Genomic DNA, 17,931 nt, shown 5'->3' with positions numbered 1-17,931 from the left:
CTTACACCTCTTGCTTCTGGGTCTGCTTGCGCATACCGGCGAGGCCGGCCTGCCGGGCGCGCATGACGACGCCGCCGATCTCCGCGGCGACCGCCTCGACGTCCCCGGCAGTGGATGTGTGGCCAAGGGAGAAACGGAGCGAACCGCGGGCTGCCGCCGGATCGGCTCCCATGGCGAGCAGGACGTGGCTGGGCTGGGCGACGCCGGCCGTGCACGCGGAGCCCGTCGAACATTCGATGCCCTTGGCATCGAGCAACATCAGGAGACTGTCACCGGCGCACCCCGGGAAGGTGAAGTGGGCGTGGCTGGGCAGCCTCTCGCCGTCGCCACCGTTGAGGAGGACGTCGGGTACCTCGCGACGAATGACCTCGACGAGCCCGTCCCGGAGTTCCTCGACACGCTTCGCGTACTCGGCTCGGGTCGCGACGCTGATTCGGACTGCAGTCGCGAAGCCGACGATCGCCGGGACGTCCAGGGTGCCGGAACGGACGCTGCGTTCCTGGCCACCGCCGTGCAGGAGGGGCACGCATGGTGTGTCGCGGCCGAGGAGAAGTGCTCCGACTCCGAAGGGGCCGCCGAGTTTGTGTCCGGTCAGGGTGAGAGCAGCGGCGCCGCTGGCTGCGAAGTCGACCGGGACCGCGCCGACGGCTTGGACCGCGTCCGTGTGGAATGGGATGCCGTATTCGGTGCAGACTGCTGCGAGCTCGGCGATCGGGTTGATCGTGCCGACCTCGTTGTTCGCCCACATCACCGTGGCCAGCGCCACCGATTCGGGGTCCGCAGCGATGGCTGCGCGGAGGACCTCGGGCGACACTCGTCCTTGGCTGTCCACGTCCAGGAGGACGACCTCGGCGCCGCTGTGGGCTTCGAGCCATTCGACGGTGTCCAGGACGGCGTGGTGCTCCGCGGCGCCGCACAGGATTCGGCGACGCTGCTCGTGCTCGTCGCGGCGGGCCCAGTAGATGCCCTTGATCGCGAGGTTGTCGCTCTCGGTGCCGCCGCCGGTGAAGATCACCTCGGAGGGGCGGGCGCCCAGCGCCTCCGCGATGGTTTCGCGGGCTTCCTCGACCATGCGCCGGGCTCGGCGGCCCGAAGAATGCAGCGCCGAGGCGTTGCCCACGGTGGACAGCGCCTCGGTCATCGCCGCTATGGCTTCGGGCAACATCGGAGTGGTCGCCGCGTGGTCGAGATAGGTCATCGCCCCTTCAGGGTAGTCCGCTCCAGCGCGTGACGAAGCCCACCCTGGCTCTCGAAGTGGCCTGTCACACCTTCGACGGCCACCGCCCGGTCAAGCGGACACCCATCAGCGCGAGCGCCACCAAGGCCACTGTGAGCAGGGCCATTGCCGGGGACGGGTCGAGCACCGAGCCGACCAGGCCGAGCAGGACGCCGCCCAGGCCGATGAGCAGCGCCGAGCCGACCCAGTCCGCGAGCTGCATCGCCGACGTATTGAACCCGCGCTCGCCTTCGGGTGAGTAGCGGAGCAGGAGGACCGAGATGGCCGGCATTGCGATTCCCATGCCCGCACCGCCGACTGCGCAGGCCACGAACGCCACCCAGGCGGGGAACCACGGTTGCGAAACCAGGCCGAAGCCGACGAGCCCGGCCGCGACCAGCCAGAATCCCGTGCGCAGGGATGCCTCCCTCGACCAGTTGAGGTACCGGCCCTGCGCCGCCGATGCTGCGGACCAGCCCAAGGCCGTGATCGTCAGCGGGAGGCCGGCGAGGGCCGGGCTGTAGCCGTGGACTGCGCTCATCGTCAGGGGCAGGTACGCCTCCATGCCCGCGTACGCGCCGGCGATCAGGGCGCGGGAGGCGACGATCGTCGGGAGGCCGGGGCGAGACGTCAGCGTTCCGACCGGGAGCAGTGTGCGGAGGGCGTAGCCCAGCGCGATGAGGCCGACGGTGCCGTAGCCCAGCGCGACGAACGACTGGTGCTGGGCCGCCCACGTCAGCGCTGCGACGCCGAGGGCGGCGATGATCGCTTGGGGCACACTTGCCCGTCGGCCGTCTGGTGCCGGTGCGTGGGCCGGTAGGCGTCGGACGACCACTGCCAGCATGAGGACGCCGATGGCCACCAGCGGGACCAGGCCGAGGAAGACCCAGCGCCAGCCGATGCCGACCGTCACCACCCCGGCCACCGAAGGGCCGATGACCGCCGGCAGGACCCAGGCTGCCGCGTTTGCGGCGTAGATCACCGGGCGCTCGTGGTCGGTGAACGTCAACGCGATCAGCAGGGAGACCGAGACCAGGAGCAGTCCCGAGCCGAAGCCCTGCAGCGCGCGGCCGAGGAGGAACGCCGGCATTCCCGTTGCCGTTCCCGCGACCACGAGGCCGGCGGCGAACAGCAAGGGTCCCGCGAGCAGGGCCGGCGCCGGGCCGCGGCGGTCGCCGATTCGGCCGGACAACACCGTGGCGACCACGCTGGAAATCAGGAAGATCGTGAACGGCCACGAATAAAGGGACAGCCCGTGGAGGTCCGCGACCAGAGTCGGCATCGCCGTCGCCACGCCCATGTTCTCGAACGCGACCAAGGTCACCACGAGCAGCAGCGCGACCGTGGTCAGCCGGTGTTCCACGCTCCAGAGCACGCTTCGGCGACGGGGGGTCGAATCGATCGTCGAGGCCATGATCGGCAGCGTGCAACCTCCAGCACGCTGGAGGTCAAGGTGGTTCAGGCGGACCGGTGCGCCACCGGTTCCAGGGGCAGGTCGCGGGCGAGCGCGGCCGCCTCGCCGCGGGAGGTCACGTCCAGCTTGTCGAGGATGTTGCGGACGTGGAACTTGACCGTGTGCTCGCTGAGCTGCAGCTGCCCGGCGATCTGCCGGTTGCGCAGGCCCTGCGAGATGCCCGACAGCACCTCGAGTTCGCGCGGGTTGAGCCGGTCGAGCGGGCGCAGGTCCGGTGGCTCAGCCACGCCGAGTGGGAGGACGGCCGTGACCGTCGTGCCCCAGCCCGGTACCGCGTCGATCTCCCAGTGGCCGCCGAGGGCGGTGAGGCGCTCGGTCAGGCGGCGGGGCGGGACCGCGTCCGCGACGTCCGGGGCGTCGTCGCGGACGGTGATCCGCAGCAGCGAGCCGTCCACGCGCCAGGACGCCCGCAGGCGCGTGGTCGTGGAACGGTCCAAGGCGCCGAGGACGAGGCCGCGGGTCAGCGTGCGGGCCGTGTGGGCGATGTCCTGCGGGAGGGACGCGTCGCCGACGGGGGCGGGCAGGTCGACGTCGACTTCCGTGTGCCGCACCAGGTCGGCCAGCTGCGCTCTGAGGCCCTCGAATGCCGCGTCCACCTGCTCCGCGGACAGGACTTCGTCGCGGTCGACGACGCTCTTGAGCTCGAGCAGCGCGGCGGCGGCCAGGTCGATCGCGGTGCGGCGGGCGACGACGTCGGAGAGGCGGCCCGAGCGGAGCACCGTCAAAATGGTGACCAGGGTGGCCGCGTGCGTCTGGCCGAGGTCGGTGATCGCGTGGGCGCGGGCTGACGCGGCGGCGAGGCTGCCGGCCAGGACGTCCGGGCCCGGGTCCGCTGCGCGCTGGCCCGCGTCGGTGCTGACGATGTGCCACAACCGGGCCGCCAGCTCCAGCTCCGCGGCCGGCGGCTCGGCGGCCTCCGGCACCACGGCGAGGACCGCGCCCTGGCCGATGGCCGGTGTCGCGGCGAGGAGGACGAGCCGGCGTTCGACGCCGCCGAGTACGCCGTCGATCACCAGGGCCTTGCCCGGCTCGCTGCGGTCGGCCAGCCGCTGCAGCTCGACGCTCGTCACGGCCTGGGTGATCGCTTCGTCGCCGAGGACCTTCAGCGGGCTACGAGGGCAGTCGCCCGTCTGCATCGCGACCGCGCGGTGCGGGACCAGTTTGCCCAGCTCGGCGGAGAACCGGCTCAGCAGCTGGGGCCGGGGTGCCGACAGCACCTGCTCGACGACGTCCAGCACGTGTCGCGGATCCGACCAGGAAGCGTCCATGCCGTCCAAGGTAGGCGCGTCCACGATCGGGCGACCTGCTCGTCCGGCTAGTGAACACTGCTCGTCCGGGCGGTTCGCCGGTTCCGCCGGGCGGGTTGACTTGCCGGGGAGGACATTCGAAGGGTCACCGACCAAGGAGCGAGAAACCACCATGCGAGCGATCACCTTCTCCGCGTACGGCGGGCCGGACGTTCTGCAGCTGTCCGAGGTGCCGGTGCCGGAGCCCGGCCCGGGGCAGGTGCGGCTGGCCGTCCGGGCCGCCGGGATCAACCCGATCGACTGGAAGATCCGCGCCGGCTTCATGCAGCAGAACTTCCAGGTCTCCTTCCCGCACACCCCCGGTCTCGAGGTCGCCGGGGTGGTCGACGCCGTCGGCGAGGGCGCGGACTTCGCCGTCGGTGACGAGGTGTTCGGCTGGTCCGAGACCGGTGGCTACGCCGAGTACGCGCTGGCGAAGACCATCGCGCCGAAGCCCGCGAGCATCTCGTGGGCGGACGCGGCAGCCCTGCCGGTCGCCGGTGAGACGGCGCTTCGCATCCTCGGGCTGCTCGAGGTCCGCGAAGGCGAGACGCTGCTGATCCACGGCGCCAGCGGCACGGTCGGCCGGTTCGCCGCGCAGGTGGCCGTGGCGCAGGGGGTGACCGTCATCGGCACCGCCGGCAGCCGAAACCTCGACGACCTGAAGTCGCTCGGCGTCGTTCCGGTGCTTTACGGCGACGGCTGGCTGGAGCGGGTCCGGGAGGCCGCGTCCGGGCCGGTGGACGCCGTGTTCGATGCCGCCGGGCACGGTGTGCTGCCCGGTTCGGTCGAGTTGCGGGGCACGAAGGACCGGGTCATCACCATCGCCGACAGTGCGGCCTTCGAGCTGGGCATTCCGTTCTCGAGCGGCGGTGAGCAGTCGCGTGAGGTGCTGACCGGGATCGCCGGCTGGGTGACCGGCCGCGGCGTCGGGATCGCGCAGGGCACCAGCTACCCGCTGGCCGAGGCGGCCGCCGCGCAGGCCGAGAGCGAGGGTGGGCACCCCGGCGGGAAGCTCACGCTCGCCGTCGGCTGAATCGGCGACATCGTGCACGGGCCCGGCACCGGATTCCGGTGCCGGGCCTGTTCACGGCGAGCGCTCTCGGGCCGGAAGGCTGACGGCGGGAGCGCAGCGGATTCGAGCCTGACGCCGGATCTCGGCGGCGGGCTCGTCCGAAGAACGACCACCTCCCAATCCGGGCCTGCCGCCGGATCGCGGCGACAGGGCCCGGATCACTTCGCGGGAGGCGAAGCCAACGGTGCCGGCGGGCGGCTCGGCGTGCGGCGCTTCCGCTGGGCCGGGATCTGCACCGTGCCCAGCGCGGAATGGACCGCGGCCTCGGCGAGGGCGGCCAGTTCGCGGCGGGTCTCCGCGCGGCCCGGGGCGATTTCCGGGCAGATGTGGATTTCGAGCACCAGACCGCGCAGGGCGGCGACCCGGCGCAGGGACGCGATCAGGGACTCCGGGCCGATGAACGCCGGACGGCTGGTCTCGCGGCCGTCGGCGAGGCGGTAGCGCAACGCGATCGGGCGGACCGGGACGCCGCCGTCGATGGCGGCCTGGAACGTCGCCGTCGTGAAGTGGCCCGAGGCCAGACCGCACCACGTTGTGCCCTCCGGGGTCACGCTCACCAGCGAGCCCGTCCGGAGTGCGTCGGCCAGCGACGCCATCGTGGCCGGCAGGGTCGTCAGGCGCTCGCGGTCGAGGAAGATGCTGCCGCCGCGGCGGACCAGGCCGCCGAGGACCGGCCAGCCCGCGATCTCCTTCTTGGCCAGCGCGCGCATCGGGCGCAACGCGTTGATCGCGACGATGTCCAGCCACGAAATGTGGTTGTTGACCACCAGCGCGCCACGGCCGGCCGGCGCGGTCAGGAAGTCGGCGCCGCCCCGGATGTCCAGCCGGACGCCGAACGCCCGGAGCACGCCCCGGAAGATCAGCTGCAGGAGGCGTTCGCGGCCCGGGGCGACCAGGAGCAGCGGCGCGGACAGCAGGGCCGCGAGGACGACCGAGGTGGCCGCCGCGAAGCGCAGGACGCGGCGCGGTAGGCCGACCACCGGGTCGTCGGCGGTGAGGCAGCCGTCGCCGCACGGCGACGCCGGCATCCAGGCGTGGCTCATGCCTGGACCCCGAGGAAGAACTTCAGGTAGCGCTCGTCGACGTTGTGCAGGTCCAGCAGGACGAAGAAGTCCGCGACGCCGAAGTCGGCGTCGAGCGCGGGCGGCCCGCAGACCTTGGCGCCGAGCCGGACGTAGCCTTTGATCAGCGGCGGCAGCGTGGACCGAGCCGGGCGCTCGATGCCCGAGGCGTCCCACGGGATCAGCGGCGTGACGCGCGTGGCCTCGTCGGAGTAGTGCTTGGCGCGCAGGACGTCCCCCACGCCGGCGGCGAAGGAGCCGCCCTCGACCAGCGGGACCGAGGCGCAGCCGGCGAGGTAACGGTGGCCGGAAAGCAGCATGTAGCGGGCGATCCCGGCCCAGACCAGGCTGACGACGGCGCCGCTGCGGTGGTCCGGGTGGACGCACGACCGGCCCGTCTCGACCAGCGACGGCCGCAGGTTGTCGAGGGCGCTCAGGTCGAATTCGCTGTCTGCGTACAGCTTCCCGGCCTGGACGGCGCGTTCCGGCGGCAGCATGCGGTAGCAGCCGACGATCTCGCCCGTGTTGTCGTCGCGGACCACGAGGTGGTCGCAGAACTCGTCGAACTCGTCGACGTCGAGACCGGGCCGCAGGGAGTGGAGGCGCGCCCCCATTTCCTCGGCGAAAACCCGGTGCCGCAGTTTCTGCGCGGCGACCACTTCGTCGTTCGCGTGCGCGACGAGAAGCGAGTACCGGGGGGCGTCGGCGGGGAGCGCAGCACCCGCCTGATCAGTGCTGACGAGGAGCTGTGACGTCGTCATGGTCAAGGTGTACCTGCGCGTTGGAAGCCGCGGAGAGTGCGATCCGATGACCGATTAGTGCACGTTCAGTTAATGGCGGGTTCTCAGGCTCTTCTCAGGTCCCGGAAACGCGCGAAGGGCCTTCCGGGAGCTCCCGGAAGGCCCTTCGGACGAGGGCTCAGCCCTTGCGCTTCTCGACCGCCTCGGTCAGCTGCGGCGCGACGTTGAACAGGTCGCCGACGATGCCGAAGTCGGCGATCTCGAAGATCGGCGCCTCGGCGTCCTTGTTGACGGCGATGATCGTCTTCGACGTCTGCATGCCGGCGCGGTGCTGAATCGCGCCGGAGATGCCGAGCGCGATGTACAGCTGCGGGGACACGGTCTTGCCGGTCTGGCCCACCTGGAACTGCGCCGGGTAGTAGCCGGAGTCGACCGCCGCACGCGACGCGCCGACAGCCGCGCCGAGGGAGTCGGCCAGCTTCTCGACGACGTCGAACTTCTCCGCCGAGCCGACACCGCGGCCACCGGAGACCACGATCGAGGCCTCGGTCAGCTCGGGACGGTCACCGCCCGTCACCGGCTCGACGCCGGTGATCTTGGTCGCCTTCGCCGCGTCGAAGGCGGGGAGCTCGACGGTCTCCTCGGCCGCCGCGCCCTCGGCCGGCTCCGCCTCGACCGCGCCCGGGCGGATGGAGACGACCGGCGCGCCCTTCGCGGACTTGGACTTGACCGAGAACGCGCCACCGAAGATGGACTGGTCGATGACGCCGTCGCCGTTGACGCCCACGGCGTCGTAGATCAGGCCGGAGCCCAGGCGCACGGCCAGGCGGGCGGCGACCTCCTTGCCCTCACCGCTGGCGGTGACGAGCACGGCGGCCGGGGACGCCTGCTGCGCGAGCGCGGCGAGCACGTCCACCTTGGGCGTGACCAGGTAGTTCGCGGCGTCGTCGCCTTCCGCGACATACACCTTGGCGGCGCCGTGCGACGCCAGCGCCTGCTTCGCCTTGGCGGCGGTCCCGGTCGGGCCGACGACGACGGCCGACGGCTCACCGAGCGCGCGGGCGGCGGTCAGCAGCTCGAGCGTGACCTTCTTGACCTCACCGTCGACGTGGTCGACGAGGACGAGTACTTCAGCCATGTTCTTGTTCCTCCTCGAAGAGCCGTTGTCAGATGAGCTTCTGGCCGACCAGGTACTCGGCGACCTTGGTGCCGCCGTCGCCCTCGTCCTCGACCTTTTCGCCGGCGGTGCGCGGCGGCTTCGGCGAGGATTCGGTCACGGCGGACCACGCGTTGCCGAGGCCGACCTCGCCCGCGTCGACGCCCAGGTCGGCGATGGTGAACTTTTCGACCGGCTTCTTCTTCGCGGCCATGATGCCCTTGAAGGACGGGTAGCGCGGCTCGTTGATCTTCTCGCCGACGCTCACGATCGCGGGCAGGCTCGCCTCGAGGTGGGTCAGGCCGTCCTCGGTCTCGCGGGTGGCCTTGATCGTCGAACCGTCGACGGTCAGCTCACGCACGTAGGTGACCTGCGGCAGGCCCAGCAGCTCGGCGAGGATGGCCGGGATGGCGCCACCGCGGCCGTCGGACGACTCGTTGCCGGCGATGACCAGGTCGAAGCCCTCGACCTTGCCGATGGCGGCGGCGAGGACCTTCGCGGTCGCGATCGCGTCGGAGCCGTGCAGCGCCTCGTCGGAGACGTGGATGGCCTTGTCGGCGCCCATGGACAGGGCCTTGCGGATGGCGTCGGTCGCGCGGTCCGGGCCCACCGAGATCACGGTGACCTCGCCCTCGCCGGCTTCCTTGATCTTCAGCGCTTCTTCGACGGCCTTCTCGTTGATCTCGTCGAGCACGGCGTCGGCGGATTCGCGGTCAAGGGTGTGGTCGGACCCGTTGAGCTTCCGCTCCGAGTAGGTGTCCGGTACCTGCTTGACCAGGACGACGATGTTGGTCATGGGTCTGCTTCGACCTCCCGGTTCGTGGCCCGCGGTCGACCACGGGACAGTGCTCTACTGGCCGGTAGATTAGGGCCATTCCGCCGCCAGAGCCCGTCGAGGTGACGCCATTCACCTGGATGCGCAATCTATTGGGACGATTGTCCCGGTAGTTGACCGGCTACCCCACCCGAACCGCCGTTCGTCCGATCGGACCAACCACGGCCTACTAGCGGTGGGTGCCAGGCACTAATCTTCCCCAGCATGCCCGCGCGCATCGCCGTCATCACCGACTCGAGTTCCTGCCTGCCCGACCTGGTCGCCGCTCGCTGGGCCATCGGGGTCGTCCAGATCCAGATGAGCCTGGGAAACCAGTACGACGACGAAAACCGCTTCGACCGCGGCGAAGTGATCGACGCGATGAGAGCCGGGCACGTGATCACGACCGCGCCCCCGGATCCGGGGGCGTTCTTCTGGACCTACCAGGAAGCGGCGGCCTCGGGCGCGACCGCCATCGTCAGCATCCACATCTCCGGCCGCATGTCCGACACCGTCCGCGCGGCGCGGGAGGCCGCCCAGCAGGTCCGCATCCCGGTGCACGTCCTCGACAGCCGGACCACCGGCATGAGCCTCGGCTTCGCCGTCGTGTCCGCCGCCCGGGCCGCGGCGGCCGGCGCGGACGCCACCCGGGTCATCGAAGCCGCCGAGCGCCGGTGCACCACGAGCACCGAGTTCATCTACGTCGACACGCTCGAGTACCTGCGCCGCGGCGGGCGGATCGGCGCCGCGCAGGCCATGCTCGGCAGCGCGTTCTCGATCAAGCCGCTGCTGACGGTCAAGGACGGCGAGGTCGCGCCGCTGGCCCGGATCCCCGGCACGCGGCGCGCGCTGGCGAAGATGGTCGACCTCGCGGTGAAGAAGTCCGGCGGGTTCCGCGCCGACATCGCCGTGACCCGGTTCGGCGCCAGCGACCACGAGCTGGAGATCGGCCGGCAGATCGAGCGTCGCGTTCCGGCGATGGTCGAAAGCATGGTCGTCGAGGCGAGCACGGTCATCGGCGCGCACCTCGGGCCCGGTGCGCTCGGGATCACGGTGTCGCCGGTGGGCTGACCCAGCGGCCCGGGATCGCCAGCACCGCGAGCGGGACCACGACGCCCAGGCCGGTCGTCGCGATGATCAGCACCTGGTCGATCCGGTCGAAGTGCGCGACGTGGCCGAGGTGGTAGAGGAAGTGCGGCAGGCCGAACAGCAGCCCGGCCACGCCGGCGAGCCGCGCCACGGCTGTGGTGCCGATCACGGCGGCGCCGACCAGGAGCGCGGCGAGGGTCAGGTTGAGGCCGCCGAAGTCGCGCAGGAGGTGCTCGTTGAAGGGGCCGTCCATCGCGACCCAGCCCGTGCGGAAGCCGGGAAAGTCCTGGTAGAAGCCGGTCGGCGAGATCAGTGGCCAAGTTCCGGCCACGGCCTCGACGAGGCCGAAGAAGACGAGCAGAACGCGGGTGACGGTCTGTTGCATGACGACGGAACGAGACGGCGGGGCCGGACGTGACACCCGCTAGGGTCGCGGAGGTGACCACCCCAGCCACCCGGGCCGAGGCGCTGCACCTGACCGGCGAGCGGACCGTCCCCGGCATCGCCGCGGAGAACTACTGGTTCCGCCGCCACGAAGCCGCGTACGCCGCCCTGCTCCCCCACTGCGCGGACGCGACGGTGCTCGAAGCCGGTTGCGGCGAGGGCTACGGTGCCGGGCTCATCGCCACCACGGCCCGCCGGGTGCTCGCGCTCGACTACGACGTGCCGACCACCGAGCACGTCGCCCGCCGCTACCCCGAGGTCGGCGTCGCGCGGGCGAACCTGGCGTTCCTGCCGGTGCGGGACGCTGTTGTCGACGTCGTGGCCAATTTCCAGGTCATCGAGCACCTGTGGGACCAGGCCGGGTTCCTCGCCGAGTGCCTGCGGGTGTTGTCGCCGGGCGGCAAACTGCTGGTCACGACCCCGAACCGGCTCACGTTCACCCCGGACAGCGACACGCCGCTGAACCCGTTCCACACGCGTGAGCTGGCGCCGGCCGAGCTCCACGGACTGCTCGCCGACGCCGGTTTCGCCGTCGAATCACTACACGGGCTGCACCACGGCGAGGCCGTGCGCGCGCTCGACGAGCGGTACGGCGGTTCGATCATCGACGCCCAGCTCGACGTGGTCATGGGCAAGCTGCCGGGACAGGCGGTGTGGCCGGAGGCGCTGCTCGCCGACGTCGCCGCGATCGAGGCCACGGGCTTCGACATCCACGGCGACGCCCTCGACGCGAGCCTCGACCTGATCGCCGTGGCGGTGCGCCGATGAGCGAAGGCACTTTCTGCCTGGTCGTGCACAGCCACCTGCCGTGGCTGCCGCACCACGGGACCTGGCCGGTCGGCGAGGAATGGCTGTACCAGGCGTGGGCACATTCTTACCTGCCGATGGTGGAGCTGCTGGAGCGCTTCGCCGACGAAGGCCGCCGAGACGTCCTGACGCTCGGGGTGACGCCGGTGCTCGCCGCGCAGCTCGACGATCCGTACAGCATCCGCGCGTTCCACGACTGGCTCGGCCACTGGCAGCTGCGCGCCCAGCACGCGTCGACGCTCTGGGGCGGCGACCCGCTGCTGCGCGAACTCGCCGCGGCCGAACACCGGACCGCGGTCCGCGCGGCCGAAGAACTCGGTTCGCGCTGGCGGCACGGGTTCTCGCCGATCCTTCGTTCGTTGGTCGACAACTCGACGATCGAGCTGCTCGGCGGCCCGCTGGCCCACCCGTTCCAGCCGCTGCTGGACCCGCGGGTGCGGGAGTTCGCGCTGAACGCCGGTCTCGCCGACACGGCGTTGCGGCTCGGGACACGACCCGAGGGAATCTGGGCGCCGGAGTGCGGCTACGCGCCTGGGATGGAAAACGACTACGCGGCGGCGGGCGTGCGGCGGTTCATGGTCGACGGGCCGTCGCTGCGCGGCGAGACGTGGGCGGCGCGCCCGGTCGGCGACAGCGACGTGGTCGCTTTCGGACGAGACCTCGAAGTCACCTACCGCGTCTGGTCGCCGAAGGCCGGCTACCCCGGTCACGCCGCCTACCGCGACTTCCACACCTGGCAGCACGAGGTCGGGCTCAAGGCCGCGCGCGTCACCGGCAAGACGGTCGAGCCGCAGGACAAGGCGCCCTACGACCCGGCGCTCGCCGCGGACGTCCTGGGGACGCACGTCAAGGACTTCGTCGAGACGGTCGTGATGCGCCTTCGCTCGCTGAAGCAGCGACACGGGCGTGAGGCGCTCGTGGTCGCCGCGTACGACACGGAGCTGTTCGGGCACTGGTGGCACGAAGGACCGGCGTGGCTCGAAGGTGTGCTGCGCGCGCTGCCCGAGGCCGGCGTGCGGGTGACGACGCTGAAGGGCGCGCTGGAAGCCGGGCACGTCGGCGAGCCGATCGAGCTGCCGTCGTCGTCGTGGGGTTCGGGCAAGGACTGGCGCGTCTGGGACGGCGAGCAGGTCAAGGACATGGTCGCCGCCAACGCGGCCCTGCAGGAGCGGCTGCTCGACCTCGTTGCCGGTTTGGCGACCACGGCCCGCGACACCGTCGCCGACCAGGCCGTCGCCGAAGCGATGCTGGCGCTGGAGAGCGACTGGGCGTTCATGGTCACGAAGGACTCGGCCGCGGACTACGCGCGTCGTCGCGCGGCGGTCCACACCGAGCGCTTCGACGCGTTGGCCGATTTGCTGCGACGCGGCGACCGCGCGCGGGCCGCGGAGCTGGCCGCGACCTACCGCGCCGACGACGGACCGTTCGGGCACCTCGACGCCCGGGCGCTGAAGCACGACTGAAGGGACCTTCATGGGGATCCACGAAATTCCGGTCAAGACCCTCGACGGGCAGAACAGTTCGCTGGGCTCACTCGCCGGGCAGGCGCTGCTCGTGGTCAACGTCGCGTCGAAATGCGGCCTGACCCCGCAGTACTCCGGCCTCGAGCGGCTCCAGGAACGCTTCGGCGGCCAGGGCTTCTCCGTGGTCGGTTTTCCGTGCAACCAGTTCGCCGGGCAGGAGCCGGGCAGCGCGGAGGAGATCCAGACGTTCTGCTCGACGACCTACGGCGTGACCTTCCCGCTGTTCGAGAAGATCGACGTCAACGGCGAGGGCCGGCACCCCTTGTACGCGGAACTGACCAAGACGGCCGACGCCGACGGTGAGACCGGTGACGTCCAGTGGAACTTCGAGAAGTTCCTGATCGGCGCGGACGGCGAGGTCCTCGCCCGGTTCCGGCCGCGGACCGAGCCCGAGGACGAGAAGGTCGTCAAGGCCATCGAGGCCGCGCTGCCGGCCTGAGACGAGCGTGTCGCGCCGGGCTCTGCGCCCGGCGCGGCCCGTTACCCGCGGGATGCGCTCAAGACGAGCCGGCCTCGATCACCGCTTGCGCGCACCTCGCGATCACCGCCGGGTCCGCCTTGACCACGCGGCGGTCGTACGTCAGCAGGCCGTTGACCTCGTTCTCGACGTCCGTCGTCTGCGTGTACACCGCCGCGGACAGGCCGCTCTCCCGCACCACCCGGGCCAGGGCCGCGCTCACCTCCGCGTAGCGCTCGGTGAGGCGCTCGCGGTTCGGCGTCATTTCGTACGCGTTCGGCGGGCCCGGCCAGCGGTGGTCGTCCAGCACCAAGCCGAGGCCGCCGTACTCGCCGTCGACGATCGCGCGGGCGTCCGTCGGCGACGGTGTTCCCGGGCCTACGTACGTGTGGTCGTCGTAGACGTCACCGGCGCCGGTGTCCGGGCGGGAAAAACAGCAGTTCACGCCGCTGTTCGCGATCACCAGGCGCGTCGGGTCCAGGGTTTTGACCAGTTCCGCGACACGGGCCGTGTCGAACTCGCCCCAGCCCTCGTTGAACGGGACCCAGCCCACGATCGACGGGACCCCCTGCAGCTGCGTCACCATCTCGGCCAGCTCCGCCTCGAACCGCTCGCGGGCCCGCGGGACCGGGTCCGGGGCCACCCCCGGCGGGCCGTCGAACGACGCCGTCAGGGACGGCATGTCCTGCCAGACGACCAAGCCCAGCGTGTCCGCCCAGAAGTACCAGCGGGCCGGCTCCACCTTGACGTGCTTGCGGACGAAGTTGAAGCCGAACTCCTTCGTCCTTTCGAGGTCGGAACGCAGGGCGTCGTCCGTCGGCGCGGTCGAGATGCCGTCCGGCCAGTAGCCCTGGTCGAGCGGGCCGTGCAGGAACGTCACGCGGCCGTTGAGCGCGATCCGCGGACGGCCGTTCGAGTCCGGGAGCAGGCCGATCGTCCGCAGGCCCGCGTAGCTGCCGACGTCGTCCGAAACCGCGCCACGCCCGTCACGGAGCTCGACGCGCAGCTTGTACAGGTGCGGGTCCGAGGGCGTCCAGAGGCGTGGCGACGGAACGTCCACGCGCACCGGATCGCCGGCCGCGGCTGACGCGCGGGCCACCTCGCCGTCTTTCGTCGAAACGACGACCACGACTTCGACACCGCCGGTGACCTGCGGGAACACCGTCACTCCGGTCAGGTCCGGCGTGAGGGTCAGGCGTTCGATGCGGGTCTCCGGGACCGGCTCCAGCCACACCGTCTGCCAGATCCCCGACGACGCCGTGTACCAGATCCCGCCGGGCGTGTTGCGCTGCTTGCCCACCGGGAACGGCTCGATGTCGGTGCGGTCCTCGGCCCGCACCGTCAGCTCCTGCGGCCCCTCCGCGCGCAGGACGTCGGTGACGTCCGCGCTGAACGCCGTGTAGCCGCCTTCGTGCGTGGCGACGAGCTGGTTGTTCACCCAGACCTTCGCCGTCTGGTCGACCGCGCCGAAGTGCAGCAGCACGCGCGAGCCGCGCCAGTCGTCCGGGACCTCGAACAGGCGCCGGTACCAGAGGACCTCGTCGCGCCGGCCGATTCCCGACAACGCCGACTCCGGTGGGAACGGGACCAGGATCCGCTCGGCGTAGCCCGACGGGCGTGGCTCGTCCGGTGACGAAGGCCAGCCCGCGTACTCCCAGACGCCGTTGAGGTTCAGCCAGCGCGGGCGGGTCAGCTGGGGCCGCGGGTATTCGGGCAGCGCGTTGTCCGGGGCGACCTCGCCGCTCCACGGTGTGGACAGGGGCGGGTCGAGCCGGCGCCAGTGGGAAGTCATCCCGGCCCATGGTGACAGACCGGCATCAGTGATCGACGTCACATGTGGACGGTCCGCCACCACGGGCCCGCCGGGGCTTTCCGACTCGCGAGTAACCTCTGCGCATGCGTGTGCTGATGCTGTCCTGGGAGTACCCGCCCGTGGCCATCGGGGGCCTGGCCCGGCACGTCCACGCGCTCGCCACGCACCTCGCCCGCCAGGGCCACGACGTCGTGGTGCTCTGCCGGCACGCCGCCGGCACCGACGCCGGGACGCACCCGCGCACCGACCGCGTCGTCGAGGGCGTGCGGGTCGTCCGGGTCGCCGAGGACCCGATGCACGTGACCTTCGAACGCGACCTCGTCGCCTGGACGCTGGCCATGGGGCACGCCATGATCCGCGCCGCCCAGGACCTGCTGCGCACCTGGCAGCCCCAGGTCGTCCACGCGCACGACTGGCTCGTCGCGCACCCGGCCATCGCGATCGCCGAGGCCGCGCGGGTGCCGTTGGTCGGCACCATCCACGCCACCGAGGCGGGGCGGCACTCCGGCTGGCTTTCGCACCCGCTGAACCAGCAGGTCCACTCGGTCGAGTGGTGGCTGGCGAACCGCGCCGACGCGCTGATCACCTGCTCGCAGGCCATGCGCCGCGAGGTCGCGCACCTCTTCGAGGTCGAGGCGGCCGACGTCACCGTCATCCACAACGGCATCGAGGAGCGCGGTTGGCAGGTGCCGGCCGGCGAGATCGCGCGCGCCCGGGAGGTCTACAGCCCGGCCGGGGCGCCGCTGTTGCTCTATTTCGGACGGCTCGAGTGGGAGAAGGGCGTGCAGGACCTGCTCGCCGCTCTCCCCCGCATCCGGCGACGCCACCCCGGCACGCGCGTGGTCGTGGCCGGAAAAGGACGACACTTCGACGAGCTGGTCGAGCAGTCGCGGAAGCTGCGGGTGCGGCGCGCGGTCGACTTCGTCGGGCACCTCTCCGACCGCGACCTGCGCGCGGCGCTGGCCGCGGCCGACGCCGTGGTGCTGCCCAGCCGGTATGAGCCGTTCGGCATCGTCGCGCTGGAGGCCGCGGCCGCGAAGGCGCCGCTGGTCGCGTCGACGGCCGGCGGGCTCGGCGAGGTCGTCGTGCACGGCGAGACCGGGCTGGCGTTCAGCCCCGGCGATGTCGCGGAACTGGCCAACGCCGTGACAGCCGTGCTCTCCGACGCGGACGCCGCCGCCGCGCGGGCGCGGGCCGCGCAGTCGCGGCTGGCCGCGGACTTCGACTGGGGCCGCATCGCCGAAGCGACCGCCGAGGTCTACCGGCGGGCGAAGCCGGGCGAGCCGGTCGAGTTACCCCGGCCCAAGATCGCCACCGGCAACGCCTTCGAGCCGGTGCCGGCCGGGATCCCGGAACTGTAGGTAGCCGCCGGTTTCAGAACCGGCAGGGCCGCATGCAGTCCGGGCGCGCCGCGGTGGGCGTGGCCGTGGTCGCGTCGACGACGAAGGCGAGCGAAAGCACGACGAAGAGGGTGGCGACGGCAGCTCTCAACCGGCTGGTCATGGGGACTCCTCGGGGGACGGCGGCGCGATCGGCGCCTCGCAGCGAGCATCCGCGCCGCGCCGCCGGGAAACAATAAGCGGAACACCACGGGCCGGTACGTATTCGCCTTCCGTGTCCGGTTCACCGGGTTCCGGTCAGCAGCCGGACCCGGACGCGTTCCCGCAACGGTCCGTGCGGGGCCACCGCCTCCCGGACGCGCTCGGTGAACGCCGGCCTCGCGTCCGGGCCGGGCAGCTGCTCCGGGCTCATCGCCGAAAAAACGCCACCGGTGATCTCCTCGACGCTCAGCGGCGCGGAGTACTCGACGACCGCCGAGGTCACGGCGTACCCGGCGGCCGCCAGGGCCGCCGCGTACCGCTGCTGGCTCGCGTCGTCCGTGCCGCACGTCCGGTGCACCGGGGTCCCGAGGTAGGCCGACACGACCTCCCGCAGCGCCGCCGACCACGCCGTGTCCTGCAGCCACAGCGGCTCGCCGTTGGTCACCACCGCGATCCCGCCGCCGGGCCGCAGCAGCGGGCGGACCGCCGCGAAGAGCCGCTCGTGGTCCATCCAGTGCAACGCCTGCGCCACCGACACCGCGGCCAGCCGGCCCCGACCGAGCAGCGGCGTCAGCGCGCCGACGTCGGAGTCCTCGCCGAGCAGCCAGGTGACGTTCGACTCGGCCGTCGCCCGCCGGGCCTGGGCGAGCATCGCCGGTTCCGGGTCCATGCCGAGGACCGCGCCGGCCCGGGGCGCCAGGACGCGGGTGAGCTGGCCGGTGCCGCAGCCGAGGTCGAGGACGACGTCGTCGCGGGTCAGGGCGAACGCCGCGGCCAGCGCGTCCGCCACCTCGGGCGGGTAGCCGCGGCGGAACCGCTGGTAGTACTCGCTCACTTCCCCGCCGAACCCCGATGTCGTCATGACCGCAGCATGACCACGCCCGAGGACGGCCAGGGACCGTTCCGCCGAGAGCGGACTCAGAAGACCGGCAGCAGGACGCCGTGGTCCGATTCCGGCCGCGGGCCGAAGATGCGGCGGTCGGTTTCCGCGATCGGGACGTCGTTGATGCTCGCTTCGCGCCGGCGCATCAGGCCCTCGTCGCTGAACTCCCACAGCTCGTTGCCGTAGCTGCGGAACCACTGGCCGCCGGAGGTGCGCGACTCGTACTGGAACCGGACGCCGATGCGGTTGCCGCGGAACCCCCACAGTTCCTTGCGCAGCGCGTAGTCCAGCTCGCGCGTCCACTTTTCGGTCAGGAACCCGACGATCTGCGCGCGCCCGACGACGTACCGGTCGCGGTTGCGCCACACCGAATCCGCCGTGTACGCCAGCGACACCCGCTCGGGATCGCGGGTGTTCCACGCGTCCTCGGCGGCCTGGACCTTCTGGCGGGCGGTGTCTTCGTCGAACGGCGGGAACGGCGGGCGCGGGGTCATGACGGGCTCCTTCCACGGCGGAGAACGTGCGTTCTCCAAGGCTGCCGCTAGACTAGAG

General features: G+C 71.7%; 18 protein-coding genes. 6 read left to right on the top strand and 12 right to left on the bottom strand.

The features are described from left to right. Position 1: 1 nt before the first annotated feature. The 3 genes from ABZW17_RS00630 to ABZW17_RS00620 all read right to left on the bottom strand — a co-directional run bounded on the left by ABZW17_RS00630 (position 2) and on the right by ABZW17_RS00620 (position 3,958). Complete coding sequence (locus tag ABZW17_RS00630) at positions 2-1,198, bottom strand: cysteine desulfurase family protein (protein ID WP_354808200.1); 1,197 nt, start codon at positions 1,196-1,198, stop codon at positions 2-4. Positions 1,199-1,262: 64 nt separating this feature from the next. Next, positions 1,263-2,630: an MFS transporter gene (locus tag ABZW17_RS00625; RefSeq protein WP_354808199.1), complete on the bottom strand. Its 1,368-nt coding sequence runs from the start codon at positions 2,628-2,630 to the stop codon at positions 1,263-1,265. A gap of 44 nt (positions 2,631-2,674) precedes the next feature. After that, entirely contained in the window at positions 2,675-3,958 is a 1,284-nt protein-coding gene (locus ABZW17_RS00620; RefSeq protein ID WP_354808198.1) for a LuxR C-terminal-related transcriptional regulator, read from the bottom strand. Positions 3,959-4,109: 151 nt separating this feature from the next. Between ABZW17_RS00620 and ABZW17_RS00615 the strand changes: the two genes are divergently transcribed. Further along, complete coding sequence (locus ABZW17_RS00615; protein ID WP_354808197.1) at positions 4,110-5,012, top strand: NADP-dependent oxidoreductase; 903 nt, start codon at positions 4,110-4,112, stop codon at positions 5,010-5,012. A gap of 197 nt (positions 5,013-5,209) precedes the next feature. On the opposite strand, the gene ABZW17_RS00610 is transcribed toward ABZW17_RS00615, so the two are convergent. The 4 genes from ABZW17_RS00610 to ABZW17_RS00595 all read right to left on the bottom strand — a co-directional run bounded on the left by ABZW17_RS00610 (position 5,210) and on the right by ABZW17_RS00595 (position 8,804). After that, positions 5,210-6,094 (bottom strand): lysophospholipid acyltransferase family protein, encoded by an 885-nt coding sequence (locus tag ABZW17_RS00610; protein WP_354808196.1) that lies wholly within the window; start codon positions 6,092-6,094, stop codon positions 5,210-5,212. Next, on the bottom strand, positions 6,091-6,873 hold the full coding sequence (locus ABZW17_RS00605; RefSeq protein WP_354808195.1) for a GNAT family N-acyltransferase: 783 nt from the start codon (positions 6,871-6,873) through the stop codon (positions 6,091-6,093). Before ABZW17_RS00605 ends, ABZW17_RS00610 begins: the two co-directional genes overlap by 4 nt. Before the next feature lie 157 nt (positions 6,874-7,030). Next, on the bottom strand, positions 7,031-7,990 hold the full coding sequence (locus ABZW17_RS00600) for an electron transfer flavoprotein subunit alpha/FixB family protein (RefSeq protein ID WP_354808194.1): 960 nt from the start codon (positions 7,988-7,990) through the stop codon (positions 7,031-7,033). A gap of 28 nt (positions 7,991-8,018) precedes the next feature. After that, the gene (locus ABZW17_RS00595; protein WP_354808193.1) at positions 8,019-8,804 is read right to left on the bottom strand and encodes an electron transfer flavoprotein subunit beta/FixA family protein; all 786 of its coding nucleotides are present in this window, start codon (positions 8,802-8,804) and stop codon (positions 8,019-8,021) included. A 243-nt stretch (positions 8,805-9,047) separates the two neighbouring features. On the opposite strand from ABZW17_RS00595, the gene ABZW17_RS00590 reads away from it, so the two are divergent. Beyond that, positions 9,048-9,893, top strand: coding sequence for a DegV family protein (locus ABZW17_RS00590; protein WP_354808192.1), 846 nt, complete (start codon positions 9,048-9,050; stop codon positions 9,891-9,893). Here ABZW17_RS00590 and ABZW17_RS00585 read toward each other — a convergent pair. Then, positions 9,871-10,296, bottom strand: coding sequence for a hypothetical protein (locus tag ABZW17_RS00585; protein WP_354808191.1), 426 nt, complete (start codon positions 10,294-10,296; stop codon positions 9,871-9,873). The two genes, ABZW17_RS00590 and ABZW17_RS00585, sit on opposite strands and share 23 nt — an antisense overlap. Positions 10,297-10,349: 53 nt before the next feature. Here ABZW17_RS00585 and ABZW17_RS00580 point away from each other — a divergent pair, with 53 nt between their 5' ends. The 3 genes from ABZW17_RS00580 to ABZW17_RS00570 are packed head-to-tail and all read left to right on the top strand — an operon-like array spanning position 10,350 to position 13,124. Then, positions 10,350-11,123 carry a methyltransferase domain-containing protein gene (locus ABZW17_RS00580; RefSeq protein WP_354808190.1) on the top strand — a complete coding sequence of 258 codons (774 nt, stop codon included), beginning with the start codon at positions 10,350-10,352 and terminating at the stop codon, positions 11,121-11,123. Next, complete coding sequence (locus ABZW17_RS00575) at positions 11,120-12,625, top strand: glycoside hydrolase family 57 protein (protein ID WP_354808189.1); 1,506 nt, start codon at positions 11,120-11,122, stop codon at positions 12,623-12,625. The genes ABZW17_RS00580 and ABZW17_RS00575 overlap by 4 nt, the downstream gene beginning before the upstream one ends. A 10-nt stretch (positions 12,626-12,635) precedes the next feature. Next, positions 12,636-13,124: a glutathione peroxidase gene (locus tag ABZW17_RS00570; RefSeq protein ID WP_354808188.1), complete on the top strand. Its 489-nt coding sequence runs from the start codon at positions 12,636-12,638 to the stop codon at positions 13,122-13,124. Between the two features lie 58 nt (positions 13,125-13,182). On the opposite strand, the gene ABZW17_RS00565 is transcribed toward ABZW17_RS00570, so the two are convergent. Continuing rightward, a complete protein-coding gene (locus ABZW17_RS00565) occupies positions 13,183-14,934 on the bottom strand; it encodes a sugar-binding domain-containing protein (protein ID WP_354808187.1) in 1,752 nt (583 codons plus the stop codon). A gap of 104 nt (positions 14,935-15,038) precedes the next feature. On the opposite strand from ABZW17_RS00565, the gene ABZW17_RS00560 reads away from it, so the two are divergent. Next, complete coding sequence (locus ABZW17_RS00560; RefSeq protein WP_354808186.1) at positions 15,039-16,316, top strand: glycosyltransferase family 4 protein; 1,278 nt, start codon at positions 15,039-15,041, stop codon at positions 16,314-16,316. A gap of 13 nt (positions 16,317-16,329) precedes the next feature. Here the strand turns inward: ABZW17_RS00560 and ABZW17_RS00555 are convergent, their stop codons facing one another. The 3 genes from ABZW17_RS00555 to ABZW17_RS00545 all read right to left on the bottom strand — a co-directional run bounded on the left by ABZW17_RS00555 (position 16,330) and on the right by ABZW17_RS00545 (position 17,873). Beyond that, positions 16,330-16,458 carry a hypothetical protein gene (locus ABZW17_RS00555; protein WP_354808185.1) on the bottom strand — a complete coding sequence of 43 codons (129 nt, stop codon included), beginning with the start codon at positions 16,456-16,458 and terminating at the stop codon, positions 16,330-16,332. Positions 16,459-16,578: 120 nt separating this feature from the next. After that, positions 16,579-17,358, bottom strand: a complete 780-nt coding sequence (locus ABZW17_RS00550; RefSeq protein ID WP_354808184.1) for a class I SAM-dependent methyltransferase — start codon at positions 17,356-17,358, stop codon at positions 16,579-16,581. Positions 17,359-17,414: 56 nt separating this feature from the next. Beyond that, positions 17,415-17,873 (bottom strand): nuclear transport factor 2 family protein, encoded by a 459-nt coding sequence (locus ABZW17_RS00545; protein ID WP_354808183.1) that lies wholly within the window; start codon positions 17,871-17,873, stop codon positions 17,415-17,417. Positions 17,874-17,931 lie beyond the last annotated feature (58 nt).

This window comes from Amycolatopsis sp. NPDC004625 (assembly GCF_040609695.1).
Taxonomy (GTDB): domain Bacteria; phylum Actinomycetota; class Actinomycetes; order Mycobacteriales; family Pseudonocardiaceae; genus Amycolatopsis.
This window is presented reverse-complemented; position numbering and strand designations above follow the sequence as displayed.